Annotated in this window: 13 protein-coding genes and 1 pseudogene; 10 read left to right on the top strand and 4 right to left on the bottom strand. The window is 62.5% G+C overall.

From position 1 onward, the window contains the following. Positions 1-290: 290 nt before the first annotated feature. Positions 291-1253: a hypothetical protein gene (locus tag ACLARN_RS43760; RefSeq protein WP_409497399.1), complete on the bottom strand. Its 963-nt coding sequence runs from the start codon at positions 1251-1253 to the stop codon at positions 291-293. Between the two features lie 1755 nt (positions 1254-3008). On the opposite strand from ACLARN_RS43760, the gene ACLARN_RS43755 reads away from it, so the two are divergent. Together ACLARN_RS43755 and ACLARN_RS43750 are read left to right on the top strand one after the other, a co-directional pair. Next, positions 3009-3191 (top strand): hypothetical protein, encoded by a 183-nt coding sequence (locus ACLARN_RS43755; protein ID WP_409497398.1) that lies wholly within the window; start codon positions 3009-3011, stop codon positions 3189-3191. A 270-nt stretch (positions 3192-3461) separates the two neighbouring features. Beyond that, positions 3462-4097, top strand: a complete 636-nt coding sequence (locus tag ACLARN_RS43750; RefSeq protein ID WP_409497397.1) for a hypothetical protein — start codon at positions 3462-3464, stop codon at positions 4095-4097. 331 nt (positions 4098-4428) lie between these two features. Here the strand turns inward: ACLARN_RS43750 and ACLARN_RS43745 are convergent, their stop codons facing one another. Then, entirely contained in the window at positions 4429-4632 is a 204-nt protein-coding gene (locus ACLARN_RS43745) for a hypothetical protein (protein ID WP_409497396.1), read from the bottom strand. 260 nt (positions 4633-4892) lie between these two features. Between ACLARN_RS43745 and ACLARN_RS43740 the strand changes: the two genes are divergently transcribed. From ACLARN_RS43740 to ACLARN_RS43730, 3 genes are all read left to right on the top strand, one after another. Then, positions 4893-5432, top strand: coding sequence for a hypothetical protein (locus tag ACLARN_RS43740; protein WP_409497395.1), 540 nt, complete (start codon positions 4893-4895; stop codon positions 5430-5432). Between the two features lie 6 nt (positions 5433-5438). Further along, a complete protein-coding gene (locus tag ACLARN_RS43735; RefSeq protein WP_409497394.1) occupies positions 5439-6320 on the top strand; it encodes an AfsA-related hotdog domain-containing protein in 882 nt (293 codons plus the stop codon). 304 nt (positions 6321-6624) lie between these two features. Beyond that, positions 6625-8082 carry a trypsin-like serine protease gene (locus ACLARN_RS43730; protein ID WP_409497393.1) on the top strand — a complete coding sequence of 486 codons (1458 nt, stop codon included), beginning with the start codon at positions 6625-6627 and terminating at the stop codon, positions 8080-8082. 1138 nt (positions 8083-9220) lie between these two features. Here ACLARN_RS43730 and ACLARN_RS43725 read toward each other — a convergent pair. Then, positions 9221-9415: a hypothetical protein gene (locus ACLARN_RS43725; protein ID WP_409497392.1), complete on the bottom strand. Its 195-nt coding sequence runs from the start codon at positions 9413-9415 to the stop codon at positions 9221-9223. A gap of 443 nt (positions 9416-9858) precedes the next feature. On the opposite strand from ACLARN_RS43725, the gene ACLARN_RS43720 reads away from it, so the two are divergent. From ACLARN_RS43720 to ACLARN_RS43700, 5 genes and pseudogenes are all read left to right on the top strand, one after another. Further along, on the top strand, positions 9859-9978 hold the full coding sequence (locus ACLARN_RS43720) for a hypothetical protein (protein WP_409497391.1): 120 nt from the start codon (positions 9859-9861) through the stop codon (positions 9976-9978). Between the two features lie 108 nt (positions 9979-10086). Further along, positions 10087-10134, top strand: a pseudogene (locus ACLARN_RS43715) (hypothetical protein); the annotation flags it as partial. A 91-nt stretch (positions 10135-10225) separates the two neighbouring features. Continuing rightward, complete coding sequence (locus ACLARN_RS43710; RefSeq protein ID WP_409497390.1) at positions 10226-10420, top strand: DUF6192 family protein; 195 nt, start codon at positions 10226-10228, stop codon at positions 10418-10420. 4 nt (positions 10421-10424) lie between these two features. Further along, positions 10425-10613 carry a hypothetical protein gene (locus ACLARN_RS43705; RefSeq protein ID WP_409497389.1) on the top strand — a complete coding sequence of 63 codons (189 nt, stop codon included), beginning with the start codon at positions 10425-10427 and terminating at the stop codon, positions 10611-10613. Between the two features lie 56 nt (positions 10614-10669). Beyond that, positions 10670-10807 carry a hypothetical protein gene (locus ACLARN_RS43700; RefSeq protein WP_409497388.1) on the top strand — a complete coding sequence of 46 codons (138 nt, stop codon included), beginning with the start codon at positions 10670-10672 and terminating at the stop codon, positions 10805-10807. Positions 10808-10850: 43 nt separating this feature from the next. On the opposite strand, the gene ACLARN_RS43695 is transcribed toward ACLARN_RS43700, so the two are convergent. Further along, positions 10851-11390, bottom strand: a complete 540-nt coding sequence (locus ACLARN_RS43695; protein WP_409497387.1) for an MFS transporter — start codon at positions 11388-11390, stop codon at positions 10851-10853. Positions 11391-12646 lie beyond the last annotated feature (1256 nt).

Below are 12646 nucleotides of genomic sequence, written 5' to 3'. Positions count from 1 at the left end.
GGCCCCGCGGCTCCAACCTCGTGAAACGACCCGAAATCCGCTCATGGACCCGACCCAGCTCAGCCACCACCATGTCCATCACCCGCAACATCATCCACTACCCATGCGAGTGCCGTTGCAGTACTAGCCCGGTTCCAAGTCCCTAAAGGGAGCCATCCCCTCCGGCTGCTATGGACAACCGATCAACCACAACAAGGTCATGCCTCACGTGAAACAAACACCACGTAAGACACGCTCTGAGTCCATTACAATAAATTCACCTGCACAAAAGACGGCAGCGCGGCCTTCACTTATATACCAACGGCGTGCGGCGGACCCACGAGCGTGATGTCCCGAGGCGCGTGGCCGTCAAAATACGGCATCGGGATGTGCGTGAGTATGAGCAACACAGCGGCCAATACACCAACCTCCGGCATCCCCAGTTCGCGCCTACAGGTACCGAGCCAGTGCCACAACACGAGGGCGAAGTTACTCACCAACAGGAAACCCCAACGAGCCTCATCCCAGCCGCCAAAGGCGAGCAGCGCCGGTGCCGCCATCGCGGCTACGGGCAGCACCGCCGCCCCCGAAGGCCGGTGTAAGATCAGGAACCCGCCGATCACCACGATCGCAATGGGCAAGAGATACAGCAGGACATCGGTGATCGAGTAGACCTGCCAACTCTGGAACTGGGTGCGGTTGAACAGGCCCAAAGCGTCGTCCCGGTAGCGGAAATTCGCGCCTGCCAACGCCCGGCTGAGTTGGCCGACGGCGCCGGGTGCCGCCGATGGCACCGCCAGGATCACCAGACCAGCCGCGACGGCTGGAGCAACCAATGCACAGGAACGCCGGAAGGTGAACCTCCAGAGCGCCGCGAAACCGAACACCGGGAGCACAGTGAGCAGTGCGATTTCGTACGTCAGCACCGAAAGTACCATGAGCGCGCTGCCGAGCACCGCCCGTTCGCGACGCAATGCCCACAGCGCCCCCAACAGCAGGAGGTAGATGACCTGGTCGTAGTACCCCACCTCATGGAACAGGTAGCCACCGATAGGAAGCAGAAGCCAGGCGACGATCACCAGCCGTCTACTTTCGGACTGGCTGCGGAAGAACGCAATCGCTAGGACCGTCAGCAGCGAACCGAGCACGACTAAGCTCGCGATCGCGAAGACCCGATAGTCGTACCCAGTCAAAACGGCGAACGGGTGCAGGAGGGTGCCGACCAGGAAACGCCGGTGGAAACCCTCGATAAGGGAAACGGACTGCAAGGTCACCGCCCACTCCCCCGGCAACCGGAACCCGGTGTACGCCGCGACGATGACGGCGACCGAGAATAACACGGTGGTAACCCACCGGGTATATCCCGTCTTTGTAGGAGCCGGTAGCCGACGTTCCCCGAACAAGGCAGTCATCGCTTAGACTTTCACAGGTTCGCAATTGCCGACCGTGACGCCATGGGCTGCGAGAAATCGCCTGAGGCAATCAGATGAGCCGGTAGCGGCGTTGTTTGCGGTGACTGACGTGGGGCGGCCTACGACCCCGTGTCGGTAGTGCGCATGCCATCGGGGACGCGGAATTAGGCTAACGGTGTCAACAACTTCCAGCAGCTCGTCGTATCTGCATGGCAGTGTATCGCACAGAATGACGTGGACGCAGCAAACCCGGTTGTCGGCGTACTCGACGTGCGGGAGGATATCCACCTGGGCTAGCTCACCCCGACCCCAGGTTCTCGCCACTGCTAGGTCGACCAGGTGCAGCCTGGGCTCGGCACGAATTGTGTCACACCAACGAATGAAATCCGGTCCGGCAAGCTGGCAATAGACACGAGCGCCTACCCTTCGGAAAGTTACCAGCCCGGCCTGGGAGCGGTGCGGGTTCTCCTTGACTGCCCTGCCGCCGCGGGTGCGTAAGACCCGTAGGCGGCCAAGGCGCTGTCGCCATTACGTTTGTGCGGCTTGCCTGCAGGTGGCATCCACGTCAACAACCACTTAGCCGCAGCAAACCTGTGCCTGCCGATGATCTTCGTGCGCGCCGACAGCGCGAGGAACTCGTCAGCGCTGGCTGATGACTATCGTGAACCGACTGATGGCTACGATGCGCTGTTGTCTCAGCGTGAGCGCCGCAGCGCAAGCGCACCGGTCCTTACTGTCGGCGACGAGGCATTCGGGTCTCGGTGTGCTGCGTGAGGGCTGCTGCCCTCCACCCACGAACAGTGATGCTGGTTCCACAAGGCCGCCAGCATGCTCGTAGCCTTACCCGAGGTCCGAGGCCTGGTCGGTGTCGCGCCGTTGTTCTCGTCGGCAGGTCGGGCACGGTCCGGAGGGGATCGTGTGTCGGCAGGACAGGCGGACACGCCTCGGTTGGTTTGGCATCCTCGGCTCATTCTTGGACAAACGGTCGGTTCTGAACGTGGTCGCCAGTGCGCTCTATGCGTGCTGGATTCAACCTGCCATTCGCCCAGCGCTGTCCGGCTTGAGGCTCGGCGAAAACCACGGAACCTGGTTCGTGGTGGACTCCGACTGGTGCGACTGTGCAGGTCTTACGAAGGCAAGCAGGTCCGGTCCGGGTTGCGGGAAATAGGAGTCGAGATCACCGAAGCAATGGCGCCCAAGTCCGCGTCGGTGTCCTGAACGGACCGCTCGACAGGCAGGTGTCAGCCACCCGGCCTTGTTGCAGGTGCATACAGCTTGCGGGAGCAGACTCGCCAGAAGGCTCGAAGACGAGCCATTATGCTTCAAATCATTGACAAACAATGAGATACTCATTGGGTTCCCATGACAAATGGCCTCTTGCAGACCGCGCATGCGGCGTGCTAGCTTACCCTCGCCACGGTCACTGGAACGTGTTTTAAGTCCGCTACATTCTTCTCGAATATCATGAATTCACCATATCTGGAACAGGCGTTGTGCGCGAGAGCGGTTCAATAGCAAGCCCTGAAATGGAGGAGAAATCATGACTTCCGCTGTTAGCGGTCAAATGTCGCACCAGCTGGATCTCCAGGTCGTCGAGCTCGAACCCATGGGCACCCAATGGACTGGAACCATTTCTGGACCGGATTCGGCGTCGGGCTCGGCGTAATGGCCGGAGGTGCTAGCATCGCAGTGAACGTACTCACCGTCCAGACGCAGGTCGAAACCGTCAAATACCGCTTGGATGAAGCAGCGAAGATGAGAGAACTGCAGGAAACCGTCAGTCATCCAAACTTTATTTGAATATCATCGAGCTTGGAGAAATGTACGCCGCGGATGCGAAGTTGTTTCTGCCAAGACTTACAGCTGCTATCGGATTATTTGTTACCACCGCTTTCCTGGCGCACTTTTCGCTATCGGCGCGGACTTGTTCAAAATGACAGGGTCTAGCTGGAGTACGTTCGATGGCGGACACTCCAGAAGCGAGCTACATATTTTTCCCTTCCGACAGGGCTCACTCCTCTTGAGGTTTCGCGGACTTCCCTGAGTGCCAACCCGGTGAACCGAGCGAAAATGAGTGGCAGATATGATCCCCAAGGAGAATGCAAGCAGGTCCTCAGCGCGACGCTAATTCTCGTCGGGATGACGGTTGCAATACTTAGTTCGATTGGCGAATTCATTGCCGACTCTATTTTCTCGGTGCATACATCTGAAAATGTGCGTTGTCACGGTCCAGTCGGACAAGCTACAAGCCAGGACGCCTTCGGCCGCGTTGATCGGCGCTCCGCGTTTGATCGAGGGGCGGTCGGGATCAGGTTCGCGGTGGGCGCAGCGCGCCCCGCGGTAGCAGCGGTGAAGGTTGTGCATGGTGAGTCTCTTGGAGTATCGGCCTTTGTGGCCGGTCAAGATGTCGGTGATGGCGTAGCGGGGCGTCCGGTGGCGCGACGTCAGGCGGAAAGGAAGTCGAGCGGCATGGACGGCATTAGGGAGCGGCAGGCTCGGCGACGTCGCCTGGAGTGGATGTTGCGAGAGTTGCGCGCGGACGTCTGGTCCGAGCCGTTGCCGGCGTTCGACGCGGCCAAAGTGGACGAAGTGGTTCGCTGGCTGCAGGCTGCCGACCGTCCGAAGGCGCAACCGGTTCAAAATGCTTCATCCCTGCACGGTGACTCCTGGAAGTTGAGTGACAGGACTGTAAAACGAACGATGTAACTCCTGATCATGGAAGTGCATCTGATGGCCGACATAGTGTCCAGTGTGGGGAACGCTGAGGACTCGAAGCCCGAGACCGGTTGGGAGAGGCTGGACGACCAGCTCGTCGAGCAGTTGGTGGGCCGCGCTAGGGCCGGTGGACTGAGGCAGACCGGGGAGGGCGCGGTGTTGCAGCAGCTGACAAGCGGTTGTTGGCGTCCGCGCCGGACGGTGGGATCACCGGTCACCTGGGCTATAGCAAGCAGGACCCGGCCGGCGACGGGACCGGCAACTCACGCAACGGCACCCACTCTAAGACTGTACTGACCGATATCGGCCCGTTTGTTTCTCCTCAATGCGGCACCTGCTCGAACTTGGCGGCTCTGGGATGGTGCGCACCCACTTCTGCGAGGACGACGTGCACCTTCTGGAGTGGTTTACCGATGCTGTCTGGGGAGACCACGAGGTAGGTCTGCGGTGTATTCTTCGCGAGTGCAGCAGGTACACAGTCGGGTTCCTCCTTCGCTGAACGAATCGCCGTGAACACCGCAACCATGCAGGACCTCGTCCTTGCCATATGTCCAATGTGGATTTCCCGCCTACGCCTCCTCCGGATAGCACCGCCGGTCAACCTCCCGACTCGACATACCCGCGCCCCCCGCCAGGCAGTGGAGAAGTAACGACTCGCGGCGCGAAGGGAACAGCTGCTCACCTGGGTCGCACAATCGAGTTACCTGAGGTGACAGGGGCATGACGGAATGGCTATCCTGTTGAGTCGAACGGCAGTCAGCCCTAATCGGAAGTGACGGTGTTCCAGTGGCTCGGTTCCGGAAGTTTCTCGGCGTTATTATCGTCGCATCGTCGAGTATCGTGATTCCTGTGATTTTCCCGAGTCCAGCCGCCGCTCAAACCAGTGTTGAGGCGGTATGCCTTGGAGCCGGAGAGGAAACCTATACGCCAGGGCTAACCAACGAGAAACGGGCAGTCACCACGGTCACTGCGGCCGAAACCACTTGCGCCCCTCCAGGAGGCTCGCCTGCCAAGGTCGCCAGCTTCAGATTCTCCTACACCTTTGAACGGTCCTGTACGGACACCAAGTTCGGCGGTGGCAATCTGCCGATTGATTGGGGTTCTGGAGAGACATCGACGGTCAACTTTGGCGCCATCACCGTGAGGGCGGTGGGCGCGGCACGCGAGGTCCTCCTGCTTGGCACCATGATCGACGGTATGTTCCAGGGCGCCGCAGTTGCAATCAAGCTCACCCTCCTAGCGGCGGACTTTGTCGCCTGCGGCACATCGGACGGCGTCGGCAGCGCAACCGGTCCAGCAGCCATCGCAGTGAACCGCATTCTGTAGCGAACCATGCTCGTCGAATTGGTCGCAATCTTTCCGCGAAGGCAGTCGGCGGTCGCCCACATCGACGGAACGGCGGACACGGCGTTGCTCGATCCTCCGGAACTGCTGCTGACGGATAACGTTGTGGCACTCGGAAACGCGATGATCGAATCCGGGGCCGCGGCGTTGGCCGAGCTCGCCGTCGTACCGCACCGGAACGGTCTCATCCTGCTGTCGTTGAACGTCAAATCGCACCCGACGACCCCGGCTGCTCGAGGTAGCGTGATCAGGCTCGCGGTCGCGGTTGGCAAGCGTGGGAGGTCCCGGTCGGGCCTACCGAAATTCGGGTGCAGCTTCCGGGGTACCTATGAGGGCCATCTCGTCGCCGCTGGATCGTTCGTGTGTTGTTACGCGGATCAGGACGCGTATGCGCGTGTACGGGACGCCCGCAGTTTCCGCGGAACCAAGCGAGCGTCGGAACTACCACCCAGGCTGAGTGAACCGCTCAACCCTCGGCAAGTGGGACGTCGGCAATGGAGAAATGTGCTGCTCGGACAGTTGCACACGCAAGCCTGGCAAGCGAGCGGAGTACTGTGCCTGCCATTCAACCACCCCGCGCATTTCCGGCTCCCCCTTGATCACGTGCCCGGCATGGTCTTCGTGGAGGCGGCCAGCCAGGCGATCACCGCGTACCACCTGCGGCACGGCTTACCCACGCGGGTGTCGTCCTTCAACATGCGGTTCCTGGCCATTGCCGAACTCGCCCGCGAAATCCACGTCCATCTCAGCCAGAACAGTACGACGGCCGACAAGTGGCACGTCGTGTTCGATCAGGACGAGACCCAGGTGGCAACGGGCACATTCGGATACGCCTCGGGTCACCGTGAGGCTGCGGTACCGCGGCCGTGATGAACCACAAACGGCGCCATTCCACCATCGGAATGCACGCCCCTGTCATGCTTGAGGCCCTCCACACGCCACCCGACCCGACCGCCTGACCATACACCCGCCGTGACCGGCAAACGGGGGGCTCAGGCCTTTGTAGCGAGACGGTGACAGTCCGGTCGAATGGTGGTGACGTTGTCGTGTTGGGGTATGGCGTATGAGGAAATTGTTTTCAGTGTCGAGGGTCACGGGGCTTGCGGCTGGGGCGGTGCTGGCGTCTGCCGCGGTGGCGGGCGCCGGGCCGGCTCTGGCTGTTTCCGGCGGGACTGTGGCCGATCAGCCGTACTCATTCCTGGGCTCGTTGCAGATCCCGGACGCCTATCATCCGCGGGCGGACGATCACAAGTGCGGGGTGACGCTGCTGGCGTTGCAATGGGCGGTGACCGGCTCGCACTGCGCAAGGAACCCCTTCAATGCGCTGACCGGTACTCCGCGTGGCTGGACGGTGCGGTTCGGATCCCTGGACCAGGGGGCGGGCGGCGAGGTAGCACCGGTCGACAAGTTCTACCGGTTGGTCCCCGACCAACCTGGCATGGGCGGCAGGGATGTGGCGTTGCTGCATCTGGTGGCTCCGGTGAAGGCCAAGCCGACCCGACTGGCGTCGGTGACTCCGACAGCGGGCACCCCGGTCCGGATCGTCGGCTGGGGCAGTACCTGCTCCGATGCTGAGGCAGGGAAAAAGGGGCGTGAGTGCTATCCGGACCGCTTGCGCCAGGCCGACACCGTGGTCACACCGCTCTCCGAGTGCAGGGGACGTCCTGGTCACCTTTGCGTGGGCGTCCGCAACGGCGGCATCGAGGCGGCCAACACTGATTCCGGCGGTCCGGCCCTGGTCAAGGAGAACGGCCAGTGGCTGGTGGCCGGAACGGCGGAAAGCGGGAGCAACAGTCCCAATCAGACCCTCTACGCGGATGTGGTGAAGCAGGCGGAGTGGATTAAGGGGATCATGTCGGGTGCGCGAGTCCCGGCCGATGACCCGGTCCCGGACATCGATGTCTCCGGCTCGGCGAGCCTGGACTTTTGTAGCGGTTCGGTGGTGCGTGCGCCGGCGAGCAAGGTGACGGATGCAGCGCTGGTGCTGACGAATGGTCATTGCGTGGACGGCGACCGGCCGACGCCGGGGGCGGCGCTGGTGGACCAACCGGCCGACCGGAAGGTGGCGCTGCAGGACCGGGGCGGCTGGGTCCAGACCGTCGCGCACGCGGACCGCCTGGTGTACGCGACGATGACCGGCACGGACGCGGCGGTGTACCGGATGGACAAAACCTACGGCCAGCTGGCCGCAGCGGGCGTGAAAATTCTTGACCTGACCAGCACTCCGATGCGGGCGGGCGACAAGATCAGGTTGCTCACGGCCGACCCCAGGCACACCAGCAGTTGCGCGGTCGCGGCGGTGGTGCCCCATTTGCGCGAGGGCGGTTGGCAGCAGGACGACTCCGTCCGCTATAACACCTGCACCTCCACGCACGGCGATTCCGGGGCGGCGCTGCTGTCCGAGGACGGTACGACCGTGGTGGGAGTGAACAACACCAGCAATGACGACGGGCAGCGGTGCACGGAGAACAACCCGTGCGAGGTCGACGCCAACGGCGCGGTGACCGCGGTCAAGGGGCGCTCTTACGGGCAACAGGTCCACAAGCTCGCGGCATGCCTAGCTGAGCGATCGACGATCGATCTCTCCCGACCCGGCTGCACCCTCACCCACACGGACAAACCGACAGCCTGACCCCGCGACGTGCTCGCGGTGGAACCCGGACGAGACACAAGCGCTGCCGCCCGTGCACCATGAGCTTCCCCCCGATTGTCCCGACACCCTCCCTGGTGACCGCTGGTCACCAGGGAGGGTGTTCTGGTGCCTGCACCTCACCCGCCTGAGTTTCGTCAGTGTGCTGTCGCGTTAACCCGGTCGCGCGACAAACCGATTGCCGCGCGGCTCATGCGCGAGGCTGGGATCCGGGGCCCACGCATGAGCCGCTTGACCCGTTTGCGGTTGACCGGCAACCCGAGCCCGAGCGTCAGTTCCCTCGACTGACGGGATGCCCAACGACGTGGAATCCGTAGCACTGGAGCCATTCAAGACGGCGCTCGTCACCTTCGCTGCGGACCGGAAGCGCTGGTTACCGTACGACCACGAGTGGCTTCTGCGGATTCCTCTTCTCCACCCTGGAGAACACAGTGGACCAAAAGTTCCACAATACGGTGCGGGACAGTGCACCAGCTACGACGTACAAGCCCGCCTCCAATCCGCCCCTTACGCCACGCCATCCAACCCGCGATGCCCCATAGGTTCTCCGGGCTCACCACACCGCGACCACCATCGACTTCTCGGCCAACTCCGCGTTACACCCACTGTCCCGCGCGAGCACTCCACCAACCGCCCCATTGAATTCGGTGCGATACGAGCACCCCTGGGCCGCTACCTGCGGTGAGCACATCCAAGTCTGCAACCGGCCGGTTGACACCTCACCCGCAGACTCGCGGAAGCCGGTTGCGGCCAACCCGGCGTCGACAGATTGCGCCACTACCGTGATCTATGCCTCCGCGGTATCCCCTAATACCTGCAACTGTAGCTTCATCTGGTTGACGGTTGCACCTTTTGTCACGCAGTATCTCGTGTCGGCGTCCGAACCGAATATGTCGGGCAGCATCGCAAGTACCGAAATCTTGCTTTGGACGGTCAAAGCGTACAGATGATGGAGTGAGGATGCGCACAGAGTTCTTTTTCCTATATCAGGCCGTCATCTAAATCAGTTAGCCAGCCGGACTCGGTCGGCGGCGGTCGTGGTCGACCAGAACCCCTGCAGCAAGTGTTCACAGTGGACAGGTCCAGTAAACCGCGCCGGTCGATCACGATCGCCGCCACTTCACTTTTCTTGCTGATGGATGGTGTCCGTCAATCGAGCGATCGCCTTGGCGATCGCCAAATTAGAAAAAACCGCCGCATCATCGGGCCTATTGTGGTTCACCGCACGGATCGCGGCTTCTTCATAGGCTTCAGGCGTTTTGAGATTTTGCAGTGCGGCGGCCACCATATCCTTACTGTTTTTCTCATTCTGCACTGTACCAAGTCCTTCATACACAGATGGCGTACCGGCTCAGCCCGTTCGAGGGTAGTCCTGCTACGCACCGTATCGGCGCAGGCCGGTTCACGTTTGCGTTACCGCTCTAGTGCAGGGCGCACCACGTGAGGACATCGGTGCGGTCCGAGCTTACCCACTCCAGAAAGTTCTGTTCGGCGGCTTAGCGGCCCTAGCAAAGTCGGTAGAGGCGAAGACCTCCGCCCAGTTCAAGATCGGGGATATGGCGTTGCTGGCCGAGCCGCTGCGCCCGCACGGCGGCGGGAGTCGTGGCGCGGGCGAGGTGCTGAGCGTGTCGGAGGCGTTGGAGATGTTCGCCGGCGACATCGGCATGTCCGCGGCCACGGTGAAGGGGCTACCCGCTGGGTCGCGGCCCGCTGGCCGGACAAGAAGGTCCGCCGCGGCGCCGCCAGGTCGCGCACAAGGTGTTCGCGATCCTGGCGTCGATCCCGGACCCGGACCAGCGGGTCCCGGTGCTGGAGGATCCGCCGGTGAACGAACGCACCGGGGTGGTCGGTGGACCCCGGACGCGGCGAAACGCGTGATGGGGGGCTGTGGAGACCCCGGAGACGCCGCAGAAGCGGGTCAACAAGATCCACGACCTGGCGGCCGACGACCATTTCCTGTACCAGCCGGAGGTCGCCAGCCGCGCGATGACCGACGACACCGCTCGGCGTGCGGTGAACCGCGCGCAGGTCGACCACTCGCCGCAGGCCGGGGAGATCGCCCGCCAGCACACCCCGGCGATCGAGAACATCGCCACACAACGGAATTCTTCGAGCTGGTCGGAATGTGCTCGCTATTCGCCGCCTCGGTGGGCGGGTGCTGCCGGAGCTGCGCGGGCACCGGTTCACCAAGGCCGAGCACAAGACCGTCGCAACGACGGTCGCGCGGGTCCGCACGACCGCGGAGTGGATAGAGACGGCCGTCGAGACCGGCAACGTCACGATGGACGAGGGCCTGGCGCAACTGCCGCACGGCGAGTGACCCGGTGCGCCGCGCTGCCCTCGGCGATCTGCGCCGAGGGCAGATCCGCATCGCCCTCCTCGAAGCCCGCCCGGCCGGGCTGACGACCAGACAGCTGGTCGCCACGACCGAGCTGACGCTCTCGCAGATGCGGCACGGAATCGCCTACCTCCGCGAATTTCTGGCGCCCCAGCACATGCAGCCGCTGACCTGACCCGCGGCGAGGGCTACCGGCTCGATCCGCCGCTGGCCGACCTCGTCAAATATGAGATGCAGCAGTTCGAGGCGAACCTGCCCCGGCTCTCCCGGTTGCTGACCGGGACGGTCGATCCACACTTCACGCGCGGACCGAAAGAGGAGTGGATCACCAGTGTCCACGAGCAGGTCAACGGGGTGAAGCCGGGATGAAGATGCTCACGCTGCTGCGGCCACCACCGGAGGTCGAGGACGATCAGCGCAGCCGGAAACGACGGCGGACCCCGTCGTGACCACGCCGGTCACCACCCGGGGCCGCCGCTACCCCCAGACACCACTCGCGCGGCCAGTCCAGTCGGCGCGCGCCCTGAGCGCGGGAGTCGGCCAGCAGTTTCGCCGCGAATGCCCTGGCGAGCAGCGAGACGGGAATGGGCAGGAGATAGATCCAGCGCCACGCGAAGTGGTCAACGATCACTCCGGCGATGATGGGGCCGATGGCCAGCGCCGCCATATGCGACGTGGCCCAGAGACCGATGGCCTTGCCGCGTGCACGCCGGTCGGGGAACGCGTGGCTGATCAACGCCAGTGTCGTGGGCAGCAGCGCGGCCGAGCCAAGCCCGGCCAATACCTGGTCGGCCCTCACCGCTTCGATCGCCTGTGCGCACAGTGCGACCAGGGCACCTAGCCCGCTGAAACCCAGGCCTACTTGAAAGACCTTCTTGCGTCCGTGGACATCGCCGAAGACGCCCGCAGTCAGGACCAGGGCCGCCATGGGCAACATGAACGCATCCGACACTCAGGAAAGCTGCGAGGTTGAGGTGTCCAGCGCCCCCTGGATAGCGGGCCTTTCAGCTCCGGACGATCGGGTGGCTGACTTCCGCCACCACACTCCGACACGCCGGAGTTGAAACCAGTCACGGATTCGTTTTGCCGAGGATCCGACATCAATGCCGCTGACATGGAGGAGGTTCGACACTGAGTTACAGGCTCAATCGAACCTGGCACTTCTCCGGACGGTCATCGCCACTGAGGGAGCGAAATCGTTAGCTGGCAAGCGCTCTCGCCGTCTGAGAAAGGGCTCACTCGCCGAGAGATATCTGCACACCTGGCCGAGGAGTATGGGGCGGAAGGCTACGAACAGATCGTCACCACGATCACGAACAAGGCGATGGAGACATAACCGAATAGTAATCACATATCAGGCATTACCGTATCCAGGAGCGTCCCGCCGATGTACTCACAATTCCATTCGTTCGGCCAAGCGCCACGATACCCAAACCATTATACGGACCAGAAGAAAGCCTTCTCCAGTGCTATATTTGCAGTGAAGTTAGAGTACAACACTGTTTTCCTGCAGTAGCCATCGGAACAGTCGTTACCGTTTCTAGTTGAGATTCGCCTCACGGATCTGGGTGCGTAAACCGCCAACACACCAGGGGTCAGCCGAGTAACACTCGGCTGACCCCTGAGCTATACGTTTGTCACCCTCGACGGCATGCAGCGAGATTCCTACGCCGATGCACGGCGATCACTGCTCCTCCGCCGAGACAAATCAGCGCCAGACCAGCTAGACCCTCAGTGAGCACGTCATTGCCAGTTTGGGCTAGTTGTTCCTTGGTGTGCTTGCCATTCCTTAGTACCTGCCAGCCAAGATCCGTGCTTGCCACCGGCAGCGTACCCGAGAATGAGCCAACTTGGCCGCCTACGTCATGATTGGTGACTGGGAGCTTTGGATGGGCCAAATCCCCGCCAGCGCTAGGCCCAGAGGGCCCCGGACCGGTTTTCGGTACACTCCCTCCAGCCGGCTGCCGCTGCAACCGATCCTGATACGCCTTCGCCGTCTTAGCCGCAGCCTCACGCGCAGGATTGACCTGGCCATTCACCTGATCCACAAACTGCCGGTGAGAGTTATCGCCGGCGCTAGACCCAGAGGGCCCCGGACCGGTTTTCGGTACACTCCCTCCAGCCGGCTGCCGCTGCAACCGATCCTGATACGCCTTCGCCGTCTTAGCCGCAGCCTCACGCGCAGGATTGACCTGGCCATTCACCTGA

This window comes from Amycolatopsis sp. cmx-11-12, from assembly GCF_046269425.1.
Lineage (GTDB): Bacteria > Actinomycetota > Actinomycetes > Mycobacteriales > Pseudonocardiaceae > Amycolatopsis.
Note: the sequence above shows the minus strand (reverse complement) of the source record. Positions and strands in the feature narration are given on the sequence as shown.